At 65.9% G+C, this 15,777-nt stretch carries 14 protein-coding genes; 11 read left to right on the plus strand and 3 right to left on the minus strand.

Features of this window, described 5'->3' with window-relative positions; all coding sequences use genetic code 11:
- Nucleotides 1–79: 79 nt before the first annotated feature.
- Complete coding sequence (locus tag C9F12_RS05265; protein WP_108448225.1) at nt 80–778, minus strand: YbaY family lipoprotein; 699 nt, start codon at nt 776–778, stop codon at nt 80–82.
- Between the two features lie 249 nt (nt 779–1,027).
- Between C9F12_RS05265 and purE the strand changes: the two genes are divergently transcribed.
- From purE to C9F12_RS05280, 3 genes are all read left to right on the plus strand, one after another.
- Entirely contained in the window at nt 1,028–1,549 is a 522-nt protein-coding gene (gene purE / locus C9F12_RS05270) for a 5-(carboxyamino)imidazole ribonucleotide mutase (RefSeq protein ID WP_045992811.1), read from the plus strand.
- Nucleotides 1,550–1,586: 37 nt separating this feature from the next.
- Nucleotides 1,587–2,702 (plus strand): 5-(carboxyamino)imidazole ribonucleotide synthase, encoded by a 1,116-nt coding sequence (locus C9F12_RS05275; protein WP_108448226.1) that lies wholly within the window; start codon nt 1,587–1,589, stop codon nt 2,700–2,702.
- Between the two features lie 135 nt (nt 2,703–2,837).
- Nucleotides 2,838–3,827 (plus strand): BMP family protein, encoded by a 990-nt coding sequence (locus C9F12_RS05280; RefSeq protein ID WP_205254632.1) that lies wholly within the window; start codon nt 2,838–2,840, stop codon nt 3,825–3,827.
- A gap of 124 nt (nt 3,828–3,951) precedes the next feature.
- On the opposite strand, the gene C9F12_RS05285 is transcribed toward C9F12_RS05280, so the two are convergent.
- Nucleotides 3,952–4,956 (minus strand): YeiH family protein, encoded by a 1,005-nt coding sequence (locus C9F12_RS05285; RefSeq protein WP_108448228.1) that lies wholly within the window; start codon nt 4,954–4,956, stop codon nt 3,952–3,954.
- 201 nt (nt 4,957–5,157) lie between these two features.
- On the opposite strand from C9F12_RS05285, the gene C9F12_RS05290 reads away from it, so the two are divergent.
- Nucleotides 5,158–6,102, plus strand: a complete 945-nt coding sequence (locus C9F12_RS05290) for a LysR substrate-binding domain-containing protein (protein WP_108448229.1) — start codon at nt 5,158–5,160, stop codon at nt 6,100–6,102.
- A gap of 24 nt (nt 6,103–6,126) precedes the next feature.
- Here the strand turns inward: C9F12_RS05290 and C9F12_RS05295 are convergent, their stop codons facing one another.
- The gene (locus C9F12_RS05295) at nt 6,127–6,927 is read right to left on the minus strand and encodes a TraX family protein (protein WP_108132396.1); all 801 of its coding nucleotides are present in this window, start codon (nt 6,925–6,927) and stop codon (nt 6,127–6,129) included.
- A 183-nt stretch (nt 6,928–7,110) separates the two neighbouring features.
- On the opposite strand from C9F12_RS05295, the gene C9F12_RS05300 reads away from it, so the two are divergent.
- From C9F12_RS05300 to C9F12_RS05330, 7 genes are all read left to right on the plus strand, one after another.
- Nucleotides 7,111–8,070 carry a LysR family transcriptional regulator gene (locus C9F12_RS05300; protein WP_045992806.1) on the plus strand — a complete coding sequence of 320 codons (960 nt, stop codon included), beginning with the start codon at nt 7,111–7,113 and terminating at the stop codon, nt 8,068–8,070.
- A gap of 183 nt (nt 8,071–8,253) precedes the next feature.
- Nucleotides 8,254–8,829 (plus strand): TRAP transporter small permease subunit, encoded by a 576-nt coding sequence (locus C9F12_RS05305; protein WP_108448230.1) that lies wholly within the window; start codon nt 8,254–8,256, stop codon nt 8,827–8,829.
- A gap of 196 nt (nt 8,830–9,025) precedes the next feature.
- On the plus strand, nt 9,026–10,348 hold the full coding sequence (locus tag C9F12_RS05310; RefSeq protein ID WP_108448231.1) for a TRAP transporter large permease subunit: 1,323 nt from the start codon (nt 9,026–9,028) through the stop codon (nt 10,346–10,348).
- Between the two features lie 136 nt (nt 10,349–10,484).
- A complete protein-coding gene (locus C9F12_RS05315; protein WP_045992803.1) occupies nt 10,485–11,543 on the plus strand; it encodes a twin-arginine translocation signal domain-containing protein in 1,059 nt (352 codons plus the stop codon).
- A gap of 99 nt (nt 11,544–11,642) precedes the next feature.
- Complete coding sequence (locus tag C9F12_RS05320) at nt 11,643–13,022, plus strand: glutamine synthetase (protein ID WP_108448232.1); 1,380 nt, start codon at nt 11,643–11,645, stop codon at nt 13,020–13,022.
- A gap of 73 nt (nt 13,023–13,095) precedes the next feature.
- Nucleotides 13,096–14,481, plus strand: a complete 1,386-nt coding sequence (locus tag C9F12_RS05325; RefSeq protein ID WP_108448233.1) for an aldehyde dehydrogenase family protein — start codon at nt 13,096–13,098, stop codon at nt 14,479–14,481.
- Between the two features lie 7 nt (nt 14,482–14,488).
- Complete coding sequence (locus C9F12_RS05330) at nt 14,489–15,667, plus strand: iron-containing alcohol dehydrogenase (RefSeq protein WP_185696393.1); 1,179 nt, start codon at nt 14,489–14,491, stop codon at nt 15,665–15,667.
- Nucleotides 15,668–15,777: the final 110 nt, after the last annotated feature.

A 15,777-nucleotide genomic window follows, 5' to 3' on the forward strand; every position in this document is an offset into this window, starting at 1 on the left:
GCCGCCAGCAGCGACAACGCCGTGCCCTTGGGCACGGCGTTGTCATATCGGGAGGAGCCGGTCCGTCGAGGGCGCTCGCTTACTGCGGCTGGCTGGACGACGTCTCGGTATTGGCACCGGTGTCGGCATTTTCGCCGCTCGCCGCGGCGGCGCCCTGGCTGGGCTCCTGCATGCCGGCGGCCTGTTCGGCCACGGCGTCGGCCTCTTCCACGGCCTGCTTCTCGGCGGCGGTGGGTTCATCACCGCTGGACAGCAGCGCCTCCTGGGCCTTCTGCATGCTGTCGCTCTGGGCATTGCCGTCGGCACCCACCGGGCGCAGCACCACCGACACCGGCGGCTGGTCGGCGTCGGCACCGACTTCCACCGGAGTGGCTTCGGTACTGGTCCACACCAACTGACCTTCGTCGTTGCGGATCTCGCCACGCAGGCTGTGGGTGTGGCGCGGGTTCACCGCGTCGCTTGCGTAGCTCAGCGAGAAGTCGGTCGGCGCCTGGCGCTCGATGGTCACCGTGGTTTCGGCGATGGTCCTGGCCGGGGCGTCGGCGAGGGCAACGTCGTTGAGCAACACCGTGGCCTCGGCATTGTCGGGCAGGCTCTGGCCGGCCTCGGCGAAGCTCAGGGTACCGTCAAGCGTCATTTTCTGCGCCTGTTCGGTGGTGCTCTGCTGGCTGGCGTTCGAGCCCTCCTGCGCGGTGCTGGCGGTGCTCTGTCCCTCATCGCAACCGGCCAGCGCCAGGCCGGAGGTCAGGGCGGCAATAAGCAGCAGGGTCGGTTTCATGGCTCTCTCCTTGGGTGAGCGGGTCGTCCTGTCAGGCGGCGTGGAGTGTCGGCGATGGCCGCGACAGCAGCGTTACCCTAGCAGGCCAATGCGCAGTCAGGGTGAAAGGCGCTGTCGCTGGCTGGCGACGTCTCCGCATAGGGAGAGGTACTGCTCCCCCGGCTCTGCTAGACTATGCCGCTTCCCGATTGTTCCCTTGTCGTGGCGATTTCTTTGCCGCGGCGCCGTCGTTTCTTCGAGGAGTTGCCGATGTCATCCACTTCCCCAGCGCCCCGGGTCGGCGTGATCATGGGTTCCAAGTCCGACTGGCCGGTCATGGAACACGCCGTGACCATGCTCGAGCGCCTCGGCGTGAGCTACGAGACCCAGGTGGTCTCCGCCCACCGCACCCCGGATCTGCTGTTCGACTACGCCAAGGGTGCCGCCGAGCGTGGTATTCAGGTGATCATCGCCGGGGCCGGCGGCGCAGCGCACCTGCCCGGCATGGTCGCCTCCCAGACCGCGCTGCCGGTGCTCGGCGTGCCGGTGGAGTCCAAGGCGCTCAAGGGACTGGATTCACTGCTGTCGATCGCCCAGATGCCAGGCGGCGTCGCCGTCGGCACCCTGGCCATCGGCAAGGCTGGTGCTACCAATGCTGGCCTCCTGGCAGCCCAGATCGTGGGGCTCGGGGACAGCCAGGTTCGCGAGGCCGTCGAGGCCTTCCGCGCCGAGCAGACCCAGACCGTGCTCGACAATCCCGATCCTCGTCCGCCCGAGTCTCGTCAGGGCTGAACGGCGTCGTGTACCCGCAGGAAAACAGGAGCAAGTCATGAAGATTGGCGTTCTCGGGGCCGGACAGCTCGGCCGTATGCTGGCGCTGGCCGGCTATCCGCTGGCCAACCGGTTCCGCTTTCTCGATACCACCGGCCACCCCAGCGCCGGGATCGGCGAGGTGATGATCGACACCGACCAGAAGCACGTCCAGAGCTTCCTCGAAGACGTCGACCTGGTCACCTACGAGTTTGAGCACCTGCCGGTGTCGCTGGTCCAGGCGATCGAAGCCGAGAAACCGGTCTACCCCGGCAGTGAGGCGATCCGGGTGTGTCAGAATCGTGCCGAGGAGAAGGCGCTGTTCGATCGACTGGGTATTCCGACGCCGGCCTATCGCCTGGTGGACAGCGCCGAGTCGCTGGAAGCCGCCGCTCGTGAGCTGGGCACGCCGGTGGTGGCCAAGTCGATCACCGAGGGCTATGACGGCAAGGGGCAGGCGGTGCTGAAGGACCCGGCGGAAGCTGCCGATGCCTGGAAGCGCATCAATCACCCGCGGTTGATCGTCGAGTCCTTTGTCGACTTCGTGCGCGAGGTGTCGATCATCGCCGTGCGCGGACGCGACGGAGAGGTGGTGTTCTACCCCATGGCGGAAAACGTCCATGTCGATGGCATCCTGCGTTACTCGCTGGCGCCGATGCCGGATCTCGACGATAGCGTCCAGCACACCGCCGATGAATACATCCGGGCGCTGCTGGATGAGCTGGACTATGTCGGTGTGCTGACCCTGGAGCTGTTCCAGTGCGCCGACGGCAGCCTGCTGGCCAACGAGATGGCACCGCGAGTGCACAACTCCGGCCACTGGACCATGGATGGCGCGGTGACCAGCCAGTTCGAGAATCATCTGCGTGCCATCCAGGGCCTGCCGCTGGGGGACACCAGTGCCCGGGCGCCGACCTGCATGGTCAACGTGATCGGACGCGAGCCCGAGCCGAGCCAGGTGCTGGCCATGCGCGACGCTCATCTTCATCGCTACGACAAGAGCGAGCGCGCCGGTCGCAAGCTTGGTCACATCAACCTGGTCGCCGACGATCACGCGAGCCTGCTTGAGCGGGTGCGCGAATGCGCCGCCCTGGTGCCGGACGCGCCCGAGGTGCGCTTCAGCTTCGAAGACTGAGCCAGGCGCTGTTTTGCTCCCTCCAGGACGGGCCCCAACACGGGGCCCGTCGTTGTTTCGGGGTGGCGATGACGCCACCGCGGCGCTAGAGTAGTTGATGCGTTCTGTATACAAAAATAAGTAATGAGGTGTTCGATGATTCGCAAAGTTGGATACATGGCGGCGCTGTGTGGTCTCTCGCTTTCGCCTTCCCTGGCCGTGGCGGATGCCTTCGAGGTGGCCATGCTATTGCCGGGGCAGAAGGATGACGGCGGCTTCATGGAGGCGGGTTACCGTGGACTCGAGCGCATCGAGGCCGAACTTGGCGCCGAGATCAGCTACGAGGACGGGATAGCGCCGGAGCCCGACGCGCTTGAGGCCGCCCTGCGGCGATTGGCGGATGCCGGGCCGGACCTGATCATCGCCCACGGCGGTCAGAATTCCGAGGCGGTGATGACGGTGGCAGGGGACTATCCCGAGGTGCTGTTCTCCGTCACCCAGGGGGATGTCACCGGCGACAATGTGTCGAGCTATGAGGTCCTTCAGGAGCAATCCGCCTGGCTCGCCGGTGCAGCGTCGGGTCTGCTGACCCAAAGCGGCGTGGTGGGCCATATCTCGGGGATTCGCGTCACTCCGGGTCTCAAGGGTCGCGGGGGCTTCTACCACGGTCTGCAGCATACCCGACCGGACGCCGACTTCCTCACCATCTTCGCCGGCGATCAGGACGATGTGTCACTGGCCCATGACGTGGCCAGCGCCCAGATCGAGGCCGGTGCCGATATCATCTTCACCATGTTGAATGCGGGTCGCCAAGGGGCCATCGAGGCGATGCAGGAGACCGAAGGCGTTTGGCAGTTCGGCAATGTGCGCGAGTGGCATGAGGACTACCCGGAGGTGTTCGCCGGCTCCGCCATCGCCAACGTGTCCATGGCGGGTTTTGTTGCTGCCGAGGCGGTCAAGCAGGGCCGCTGGAGCTCGGGTGAGGTGGTGCGTATCGGCCTGGAGAACCCGGAGGCGGTGCGTCTGTCGCTGGCGCCCTGGGTCGAGGACGACATCGTCGCCGAACTCGATCGCCTCGCCGGCGAGATCGTCGAAGGAAGCATCGAGGTACAGACGTCCTACGACGGCGAGGAATTCTCTCTGTAGCAGGGGGCAAGTCGAGCGCGCAAGTCGATCGCTGCTCAATGATGGATCAGCACCACGCAAGAAGGCGGCCGCAAGGCCGCCTTCTTCGCTGTGAATCGGGTTCCTGCCCGTTACGTCGATCCGGTCAGCCCATCAGCAGGGCACTGGCCATTCCGCCACCGACCACCAGCAGCACAAACAGGATCAGGGCGAGCAGAAAGGGCTTCACGCCGAGCGCCTTGAGGCGAGACATCCGGGTGTTGATGCCGAGCGCGGCCATGGCCATGGTCAGGGCGATCTGGCCGGCCAGCACCAGGCCCGAGTGCAGCGGCGCGGGCAGGGTGACGACGCTGTTGACGCCGACCATGGCGATAAAGCCGAGGGCAAACCAGGGGATCACCAGCTTGGCCGCACCCTGACCGCCTGCCTCGGCGCCTTCCTGGGTCGGCTGACGCAGCCACCATTGGCCGACCACCAGCAGGAAGGGCACCAGCAGCATCACCCGCACCAGCTTGACGATGACCGCGTTGGCCAGGGCATCCGGGCCGACGGCGTCGCCGGCGGCGACCACCTGGGCCACCTCATGCACGGTAGCGCCGATATAGACCCCGAACAGTCCCTCGTCCATGCCCAGCCACGGATACAGCAGCGGGTAGGTCAGCATGGCCAGGGAGCCGAACAGCACCACCGTGGCCACCGCCATGGACGCTGCTGCCGGCTTCGAGCGAATGGTCGACTCGGTGGCGAGCACCGCAGCGGCGCCGCAGATGGCGCTGCCGGCACTGGTCAGCAGGGTGGTCTCGCGATCCATGCCGAGCACCCGGGTGCCGATCTGGTAGCCGACCAGCAGTACCGCGGTGATGATCAGCGCGTCCAGCAGCAGCACCTTGGGCCCGAGTCCGACCACCTGAGCGAAGGTCAGCGACAGGCCGAACAGCACGATGCCGCCGCGCAGCAGCCAGCGGGTAGCGAAGGCGAGCCCCGGCTGGGCGCCCTCGACGGTGCGCTTGAGCGGCAGATTGCCGACCACGATGCCCAGCAGCAGGGCGAACACCAGCGGACTCACGCCTGCGTCGGCGATACCGGGCAGTCGGCTGATGGCCTGCCCGGCCAGCGTCAATAGTGCGCATAGCGCAAGTCCTTGCCACATGGGCGGATCTCCTCTTCGTGTCAGGGTATCGCCGCTACCGGCTCGTCTGGGTGGAGCCTGAGGCGTCGCTTCGATAGGGAGATTCTAGGCGTGGATATGCCAGATGATTATCGTGTAATAACGAAACCTGTTATAAGCTGAGCCGATATAGGAGCCGTTGTCGTTTCCCCGCCATCTTCCCTGCAACCGTCGAGCACCGTGATGAGTTTCTCGCCAGACAGTCCCGCCCGCTCCCATATCACCCTGCGCCAGCTCGAGGTCTTCGTGGCGGTGGCCCGGCTGGGAACCGTCAGCGCCGCGGCCAGGCAACTGAGCCTGTCCCAGTCAGCGACCAGCCAGGCGCTGGCAGACCTGGAGCGTCAGCTTGGTGTCACCCTGTTCGAACGCCCGGGACGGCGGCTTGGCCTGAACGACATGGGCCATCGGCTGCTGCCGCGCGCCGAACAGCTGCTGGATGATCTGGGCGAGCTGATCGCCGCCGCCGAGGAACCGGGAGACGAGCTCCACGGCAGCCTGGCGATCTCCGCCAGCGCCACCATCGGCACCTATCTGTTGCCGCCGCTGGCCGGGGAGTTCGGCGGGCTGCATCCGGGGGTCGACCTGCGCCTGCGACTGCGCAATACCGGCGAGGTGATCTCCGAGGTACAGCGCTTCGACGCCGACCTGGGGATGATCGAGGGGCGCTGTCACGAGCCGGGACTCGCCAGCGAAGTGTGGTGCGAGGACCATATGGTGATCGTCTGCGCGCCCGGACATCCGCTGGTGGCCAAGGGCCGGGTCGAGGACGCTGATCTGATCGAGCAGTCGTGGATCCTGCGCGAGATCGGCTCCGGCAGCCGGGAGGTGCTCGAGGCGGCGGTGCTGCCCCGGGTGCCGAGGCTCAAGGTACGCATGGAGCTGGGGCAGCACGAGGCGATCAAGCAGGCTGTGGCGGCGGGCCTGGGACTGGGTTGCCTGTCGCACCTGAGCGTGCGGGGAGAGCTCGAACGAGGGGAGTTGCTGGCGCTGTCACATGACTTGCCGCTGACCCGCCACTTCTCGCTGGTGTGGCATCCGGACCGCTACCGCAGCCCGGCCTGGCAGGCCTTCAAGGTCTTCTTGATGGAACAGAGAAGCCGCTTCGCGCTTCCGGCGCAGGACGCCTAGAGGATCTGAGCGTTGCCGGTGCCGTTACATTATCTGAGCGTTGCCGGTCCACAGCAGGATGGCGGCGATCACCGCGAAGTGGGCGGGATACCATGCGAGCCACATCCGCCGCGGCATGACGATGCCGGGCGCGCGGCATAGCCGGTGAGCACCAGCGGCCAGCAGCAGCACCGCCAGGACCGTGGCCACGGTCACCGACTTGGCCATGTCGGAGCTGTTCATCATGCCTGCCACCAGCAGCAGCGGCAGGCAGCCGACCACCGCCAGCAGGCGCGAGAGCAGGGCGTCGTCGGTACGATGGAGCTGGCCCATGCCGAGCATGAAAAACGGCACCAGCAACAGGCCATGGTGGCCGTATTCGACCCAGAAGCCGGCAAAGTACCAGCCGGTTGCCACGCCGAGGGTTTCCAGCGCCAGGCGTACATGGCCCAGCTCTCCGGCCTCCTGTCGCCGGGTCAGTTGCTCAAGCCAGTGGCCGGCCATCAGCCCGAGCGCCAGGGTAAAGCAGATGTTGAGCTGAAACAGCGCCTCGCGGGGCATCAGTTGGTAGGGTAACTGGGCCAGCAGACCGATGATCATCACCCGGCGCGCGTAGCGCAGCGGATCACGGGTATTGAACAGCCCGTGCCAGGCGACCATGCCGGCGAACAGTGGAAAGGCGATACGGCCCACGCTCGAGTCGACCCAGCCAAGGTGCCAGGCGTCGGTGGCCAGGTAGCGTGCCAGGTGGTCCAGGGTCATGGTGACAAGCGCGATCCACTGGCCCCAGCCGGTCCAGTGGGAGGACGGTCGTTCGTGGTAGCTGGCGCTGGCGACGTAGGTCATCGGACTTCCCTGTTGTTCGGCTTGCCAGGGTAGACTTGTGCCGGGCCGACAAGTTCCGCAGGAGTCAGAGTAGAGCTTCGACACCGACCAGGATCAGCACCGGGTCAAGGATCTCTGCGACAGCCCCTGCAAGAGCCGACAACAGCGCCGAGACAATAACAACATCACCACCGAGGAGACGCCATGAAGAATGGCTTCGGCTTCGACCTGCGCAGTATGGAAATCTTCGTCGAGACCCTGGAACGCGGTAGCCAGAGCGCCGCCGCCGAGGCGCTCGGCCTGACCCAGTCGTCGGTGTCGCATTGTCTGGCGACCCTCGAAGAGAGCCTGGGGCTGGCGCTGTTCGAGCGCCGCTCGCGGCCGCTGGAACCCACCAGCGCCGGACGCTTCTTTTATGACCGTGCCCGCCGTCTGCTGGGCGAGGCCCGGGATACCCGCCGCGAACTGATCACCGGCGCCTTCGGTCAATTGCATCAGATGCGCCTGGCGCTGGTAGATTCGCTGGCCACCGCCGTGGGCAAGCCGCTGATCGATGTCATCCGCCGCCACACCCGTGACTACACCCTGACCACCGGGCTTTCGCACATGCACGGCCACTCGCTGCTGACCCGGCACGTGGACGTGATCATCTCCGACGATCGGCTGGAAAACTACGACGGCCTGGAGCGTCACAGGGTGCTGGACGAGCCCTTTGTGCTGGTGTTGCCGGCGAGTTGGACGGGGCCTGCTGACAATCTGCGCTGGCTATCGCGTCAGCTCGACTTCGTGCGCTATGTGCCACAGTCGCTGATCGGCCAGAGTATCGAGCGCCACCTGCGCCTGGCCGGAGTAGAGCTGCCGGCGCGGCTGCACCTGGACAATACCTGCGCCTTGCTCAAGGCGGTGAGCGACGGCGTCGGCTTTACCGTGACGACCCCGCTGTGCCTGTATCAGGCGGGGCTCGATCAGCTCAGGGTGCGCATCGAAGCGCTGCCGCTGGCGCCGCTCAAGCGCTCGTTGACGCTGGTCGCCAGGCGCGACGAACTCGGTGGCTTGCCTGGACAGCTGGCGCGGGACGCCCGCCGCCTGCTGGACGGCGACTTTCGTGCCACGCTCACCGAGGAGCTGCCCTGGGTCGAGGAGCAGATCGTCACTTCCGTCTGAGGATCTTCCCGGCGATGGCCAGTTTCATGGCCGGTTTCGGTGCAGTGGCTGCTTTTCTCTGCACTTTGCTTGAGCAGTATCGAAAGCTTCGATAGTCATCACGTCGTTGAAGTCGATGCAACTGGCACGTCCAGCCAGGCTGGGCCAAGACTCAGGAGATTCCTCTTGTGTCCGGGAGCGCCCATGCCGGCAGCCATTCGTCTCTACGTCCGCTACGTGGACCGATTCAATCGGCGTATCGGTCGTATCGTCATGTACCTGATCTTCGTGATGATCGGGGTCCTGCTCTACGCCTCGCTCTCGCGCACCCTGTTTGATCGGCCGTTGATCTGGGGCGTCGAGGTCTCTCAGTTCCTGATGGTCGCCTACTTTCTGCTGGGCGGCGCCTACTCCATGCAGCTCGACGACCATGTGCGCATGGATCTCTTCTATACCCGACTGTCGCCACGGGCCAAGGCCATGAGCGACGTCCTGACCATGCTGCTGTTGCTGGTGTTCCTCGCCACCCTGCTGGCCGGCGGCATCTCCAGCACCAGCTACGCGATCAAGTACGGCGAGACCAACTACAGCTCCTGGGCACCGCCGCTGGCGCCGATCAAGATCATCATGACCCTGGGGGTGGCGCTGATGCTCGCCCAGTGCCTCTCGACCCTGTTCAAGGATATCGCCGTGCTGAGAGGACACCCGCTCGAGCAGACCGAGGGGGAGAAGGACGGCAGGGAAGAGCAGGACCGGAAGGACGGGGAGGGCGATCGATGAGCCATGAAATGATCGCACTTACGCTGCCCTTGTCGAGAGCGTCGATGATGTTGCTGTTGCTAAGACAGAGCCAGAGCCAGAGCCAGGGACGGAGGGCGATCGATGAGCTATGAAATGATCGCGCTTACGCTGCCCTTGTCGAGAGCGTCGATGATGTTGCTGTTGCTAAGCCAGAGCCAGGGACGGAGGGCGATCGATGAGCTATGAAATGATCGCGCTGACGATGTTCTCTTCGATGATGTTGCTGTTGTTGACCGGACAGCGGGTGTTCGGCGTCATCGGCTTCGTCGGCGCGGCGGCGGCGCTCTTGCTGTGGGGCGATGGCGGCATGGAGATGCCGTTCAGCGCCGCCATCCAGTTGATGAACTGGTATCCGCTGTTGACCCTGCCTTTGTTCATCTTCATGGGTTACATGCTGTCGGAGTCGGGCATCGCCTCCGAACTCTACGAGATGTTCCACGTATGGATGGGCGGGCTCAAGGGCGGGCTCGCCGTGGGTACCATCGGCCTGATGGTGGTGGTCTCGGCGATGAATGGACTGAGTGTGGCCGGCATGGCCATCGGCGCCACCATCGCCCTGCCGGAACTGCTGCGCCGGGGCTACGACAAGATCATGGTCACCGGGGTGATCCAGGCCGGAAGCTCGCTTGGCATCCTGGTGCCGCCCAGCGTGGTGCTGGTGCTCTACGGCATGATCGCGCGACAGCCGGTCAGCCAGCTATGGCTCGCCGGAGCCATCCCCGGATTGATCCTGGCGGCGATGTTCGTCATCTACATCGTGGTGCGCTGTCGCCTGCAGCCGAGCCTGGGGCCGGCGCTGCCGCCGGAGGAGCGCAACCTGTCCACCGCCGACAAGCTGAAGCTTCTGCGCGCGGGCATCATGCCGCTGGCGATCTTCTTCTTCATGACCGGGCTGTTCGTGATGGGCGTCACCAGCCTGGTCGAGAGCGCCGCGGTGGGGGCGCTGTCGGCGACCCTGGCGGCGGCGTTCAAGCGCCGTCTGACGCTGGCGGTGATCGACACCACGGTGCGCCGCTCGCTCGGCATCACCTGCATGTTCATGTGGATCATCCTGGCGGCGCTGTGCTTTGGCGCGGTGTTCGACGGTCTCGGCGCGGTGCGCGCCATCGAGTCGGTATTCCTCGACCAGTTCGGCCTCACCCCCTGGCAGATCCTGGTGATGATGCAGCTGTCCTACATTCTGCTCGGCATGTTCCTCGACGACACCGCCATGCTGGTGATCGTGGCCCCGCTGTACGTGCCGCTGGTGATCACCCTGGGCTTCGACCCGATCTGGTACGGAGTGCTCTACACCATCACCGTGCAGATCGCCTACATGACCCCACCGTTTGGCTACAACCTCTTTCTGATGCGCGCCATGGCCCCGCCGGAGATCAGCCTCGGCGACATCTACCGCAGCGTCTGGCCGTTCGTCGCCATCATGCTGGCGGGGCTTGCGCTGATCACCGCCTTTCCCGAGCTGGCGCTATGGCTGCCGGGTCTGTTCAGGGACTACTGAGGCAGGACTGTCGCGGTCTTGGCCCGGCAGGCAGGGATGTGAAGCAAGGAGCTTTAAAGAAGGCAGGAGAAGACGACAACAGGCGTCCTTTACGGACGCAACGTCAGGCAACAACAACGAAAACGGGAGAGAACGGATGACCAATCGTCGCGACTTCCTCAAGAAGGCCGGTGTCGCCACCGCCGCCACCGTGGGGGCGGGCACCCTGGCCGCCCCCTACGTCCACGCCCAGTCGAAGACGCCGATCCGCTGGCGACTGCAGACCTACGCAGGACCAGCCCTGGCGGAGCACGTGATCAAGCCTTCCATCGAGGCCTTCAACAAGGCCGCCAACGGCGAGATGGAGATCGAGCTGTACTTCTCCGACCAGCTGGTGCCCACCGGCGAGCTGTTTCGGGCGATGCAGCGGGGCACCATCGACGCGGTGCAGAGCGATGACGACTCGATCAATGCTCCGGTCGATGTCTCGGTGTTCGGCGGCTACTTCCCGTTCGCCTCGCGCTATAGCCTGGACGTGCCGACCCTGTTTAACCACTACGGCCTCAAGGAAATCTGGGAGGAGGCCTACGGCGAGATCGAGGGAGTGACCTGGCTCGGCTCCGGCAGCTGGGACCCCTGCAACTTTGTCACCCGGGAGCCGATCCGCAGCATCAAGGACCTGGAGGGCAAACGGGTCTTCACCTTCCCCACCGCCGGGCGCTTCCTGACCCGCTTCGGGGTGGTGCCGGTGACCCTGCCGTGGGAGGACATCGAGGTCGCCATGCAGACTCGTGAACTCGACGGCATCGCCTGGGCCGGCATCACCGAGGCCTACACCGTGGGCTGGGCGGACGTCTCCAGCTACTACCTGACCAACAATATTTCCGGCGCCTGGGCCGGCTCCTACTTCGCCAACAGCGAGCGCTGGAACGAGCTGCCGGATCACCTGAAGACGCTGTTCAGAATGTGCATGGACAGCTCTCACTACTATCGTCAGCACTGGTACTGGTGGGGCGAGGCCCACTACCGCACCCAGGGCGGCAAGCTGGAGCTGACCTCGATCCCGGAAAGCGAGTGGCAGACCATCGAGGACGAGGCACTGAGCTTCTGGGACGAGATCGCAGGCCAGAGCGAGCGCAACGCCAAGGTGGTGCAGATCCTCAAGGACTATCGTCAGACCATGCAGCAGGCGGGACCTCCCTACCGCTACAGCTGACACTCTCGGTAGATATCGGGCGTTGCGGGCCGGCCCGGCAATCAAGGTCGGCCCGTTGTTTCTTCGCCCTTGTTCCTTCGCCCATGAGGAGGGTGATCGATGTCAGGACTCAATCCCAGGGACGTGCGCACGGCGGATGACGCCCGCCGGGTGGTCGAGGCGCGCAACCTCTCCCACGTCAAGATCGGCTTTCTCGATCTGGACGGGGTGATGGTCGGCAAGTACATGCACCGCGACAAGTTCTTTGCCGCCCTCGACGGCGGCTTCGCCTTCTGCGACGTGGTGCTGGGCTGGGACAGCAAGGACGAGCTGTACGACAACACGCGCTACACCGGCTGGCACACCGGCTATCCCGACGCCCAGTTGCGCGTGCTGCCGGAGAGCTGTCGCGAGGTACCCTTCGAAGGCGACATGCTGCTGTTCATGGCCGAATTCACCGAGCGGGCCGAGGCGATCTGTCCGCGTGGCCTGCTGCGGCGAGTGCTGGGCCGGGCCGCCGAGATGGGCTTCTCGGTACACGGCTCGCTGGAGTATGAATTCTTCATGTTCCAGGAGACGCCGGAATCGGTGCGCGAGAAGGGCTTTCGCAACCTGCGCCCGCTGACCCCGGACATGATGGGCTACTCCATGCTCAGGAGTTCGGTGCACGCCGAGCTCTACCACGAGCTGCTGGAGCTGTCCCAGCGCATGGACTTCCCCATCGAGGGGCTGCACACCGAGACCGGGCCAGGCGTGCTCGAGGCCGCCATCGGCGTCGACGAGGCGCTGGCCGCCGGCGACAAGGCGGCGCTGTTCAAGACCTTCACCAAGGTGTGGGCCCAGCGACGCGGCCTGATGGCCACCTTCATGGCCAAGTGGTCGCCGGACTATCCCGGCCAGAGCGGCCATATCCACCTGTCGATGAAGCACCTCGAGAGCGGCGAGTCGGCCTTCTACGACGCCGACGCCGAGCACTCCATGAGCGCCATCCAGCGTCACTTCGTTGCCGGCCAGCAGCGGCTGATGCCGGAGTTTCTGGCCATGTTCGCCCCCACCATCAACAGCTACACCCGGCTGATTCCCGGCTTCTGGGCACCGACGGACGCCACCTGGGGCGTCGAGAATCGCACCACCGCCCTGCGCGTGATCCCCGGCAGCGCCAAGTCCCAGCGGGTCGAATACCGGCTCGGCAGCGCCGACGCCAATCCCTACCTGGCGCTGGCCGCGGCCATCGGAGCCGGCCTTTATGGCATCGAGCAGGGACTCGAGCCCGATACCGCGGTCACCGGCAACGCCTACGAGCTCGACCATCCCGAGCACCAGGCGCTGCCGCGAACCCTGTGGGAGGCGGCCCAACGGCTCAAGGCATCGACGCCTGCGCGCGGGCTTTTCGGCGACGACTTTGTCGAGCACTTTGCCGCCACCCGGGAGTGGGAGGAGCGCGAATTCCGTCGGCATATCACCGACTGGGAGCTCGATCGCTATTTCGAGATTATCTGACGCGGATGCCCGGTATCGAGATCATCTGACGCGGATGCCCGGCATCCCGCCAACCGACAGACGAGAGAACTGCATGGCCATTCAACAGACGATATCGCCGGTGGACGGCTCGGTGTACGTGGAGCGCGAGCAGGCCGGCGCGGCCGAGATCGAAACGGCCCTGGTCCGCGCGGTCGAGGCCCAGCAGGACTGGCGCGAGCGTGACGTCGCCGAGCGCTGCCGCCTGTGCAGCGCAATGGTGGACGCCTTCGTCGCCCGGCGCGATCAGCACGCCGAGGAGCTGTGCTGGCAGATGGGCCGGCCCATTTCTCAGGGCGGCGGGGAAATCGGCGGCTTCGAGGAGCGCGCCCGGGCAATGATCGCCATGGCGCCTGAGGCGCTCGCGCCGCTGCGCCTGGCCGACAAGCCCGGCTTTACCCGCTATATCCGCCGCGAACCGCTGGGCGTCTCGCTGATCGTCGCGCCCTGGAACTTCCCCTACATGACCGCGGTGAACGCCGTGGTGCCGGCGATCCTCGCCGGCAATGCGGTGATTCTCAAGCACTCCGCCCAGACCCCGCTGTGTGCCGAGCGCATGGTCGAGGCCGCCCGAGAGGCGGGTATCCCCGAGGGGGTGTTCCAGTACCTGCACCTGAGCCACCAGGCCACCGAGACCCTGATGGGTGACCCTCGCATCGACCATGTGTCCTTCACCGGCTCGGTGGGCGGTGGTCGCACCGTCGAAGCCGCCACCGCCGGGCGCTTTATCGCCACGGCGCTGGAACTCGGCGGCAAGGACGCCGCCTATGTGCGCGCCGACGTCGACCTGGACAGCGCGGTGGAAGGGGTGATGGACGGCGCCTTCTTCAACTCGGGCCAGAGTTGCTGTGGCATCGAGCGGATCTACGTCGAGCGCGCCATCTTCGATGACTTCGTCGAAAGGGCGGTGGCCTGGCTGAAGCAGCTCAGGCTCGACAACCCCTGCGACCCGTCTACCAGCCTGGGGCCGGTGGTCAAGCCCGCCGCCGCCGACTTCGTACGGGGCCAGGTGGAGGCGGCAGTGGCCGCCGGCGCCCGCGCCTGGATCGACCCCGGCGACTATCCGCTGTCGCGCCCCGGCAGCGCCTATCTGGCGCCACAGCTGTTGACCGGGGTCGACCACAGCATGGCGGTGATGCGCGAGGAGAGCTTCGGCCCGGTGGTCGGGGTGATGGCGGTGGACGGCGACGACGAGGCCATCGCCTTGATGAATGACTCCGAATTCGGCCTGACCGGGGCGATCTTCACCCGCGACCTGGTCACCGGCGAAGCGCTGGCTGCGCGGCTTCAGGTCGGCACCGCCTTCGTCAACCGCTGCGACTATTTGGACCCGGAGCTGGCCTGGACCGGCGTCAAGCACTCAGGCCGCGGCTGCTCGCTGTCGCGGCTCGGCTTCGACAGCCTGACCCGGCCCAAGTCCTTCCACCTGAAACACGCCTGAGGCAACCATGAGCGATATCAGCCGCTACACCACCAGCTGGAACTACCCCTCGGCCATCCTCACCGGCGCCGGTCGAATTCGTGATCTGCCAGCGCAGTGCCGAGAGCTTGGCATGACGGCGCCGTTGTTGATCACCGATCCGGGGCTCGCGGCGCTGCCGATGGTGCGTGAAGTGCTCGATCACTGCGCCGGCGAAGGACTCAGGGCGGGGCTGTTTGCCGAGATCAAGGGCAATCCCACCGGTGCCAACGTCATCGCCGGCGTCGATGCCTTCCGCCAGGGGGAACACGACGGCGTGATCGCCTTCGGCGGAGGCTCCGGACTCGACGCGGCCAAGGCGGTGGCGCTGATGGCCAATCAGCGCGACGGCCTGTCGCTGTGGTCGCTGGAGGATGTCGGCGACAACTGGAAGAACGCCGACGGCGACGCCATCGTGCCGCTGGTGGCGGTGCCGACCACCGCCGGTACCGGCTCGGAGGTAGGACGCGCCTCGGTGATCACCGATGAGGCCGAGCGGGTCAAGCGCATCATCTTCCACCCCGGCATGGTGCCGGCCCGGGTGATCCTGGACCCGACCCTGACCGTGGGCCTGCCCCCTGCGGTCACCGCCGCCACCGGTATGGATGCTCTGTCCCACTGTCTGGAGGCCTGGTGCGCGCCGGGCTATCACCCCATGGCCGAGGGCATCGCGGTGGAGGGCATGCGCCGGGTCCGCGACTATCTGCCCCGGGCCTACGCCCACGGCGACGATCTGGAGGCCCGGCTCAACATGCTGGTGGCATCGAGCATGGGCGCCACCGCCTTCCAGCGGGGGCTCGGCGCCATGCATGCCCTGGCCCATCCACTGGGGGCGCTGTACGACGCCCACCATGGCACCTTGAACGCCATCCTGATGCCCTATGTGCTCAAGGCCAACGAGCGCGCCATCGGTGAGCCCATGGTGCGCCTGTGTCGCTATCTCGATATTCGCCAGCCGGGCACCTCAAGTGCCATCGACTGGGTGCTCGAGCTGCGCGAGCGGCTCGCGATCCCCCACGACCTGGCGGCCATCGGCATCGATGACGCCGAGGCGGTGAAGATCGGCGAAATGGCGGTGGTCGACCCGTCCGCGGCAAGCAATCCCATCGCCTTTACGGCCGAGGATTATCAACGCATCTTCCTGGCGGCCCAGCAGGGCCGGCTATAGCGCTTGGTATAGCGTTGGTATAGCGCCCGGCCCCGCCCGATGACGTGGCCCTGGCGGCGCCCGGCTCGTCTCTGGCAAGGTGGCCGGCCAGCGTCAAGGGAGTACTGGTG

The sequence above is a fragment of the Halomonas sp. BN3-1 genome, assembly GCF_003056325.1.
GTDB classification, from domain to species: Bacteria; Pseudomonadota; Gammaproteobacteria; order Pseudomonadales; family Halomonadaceae; genus Halomonas; species Halomonas litopenaei.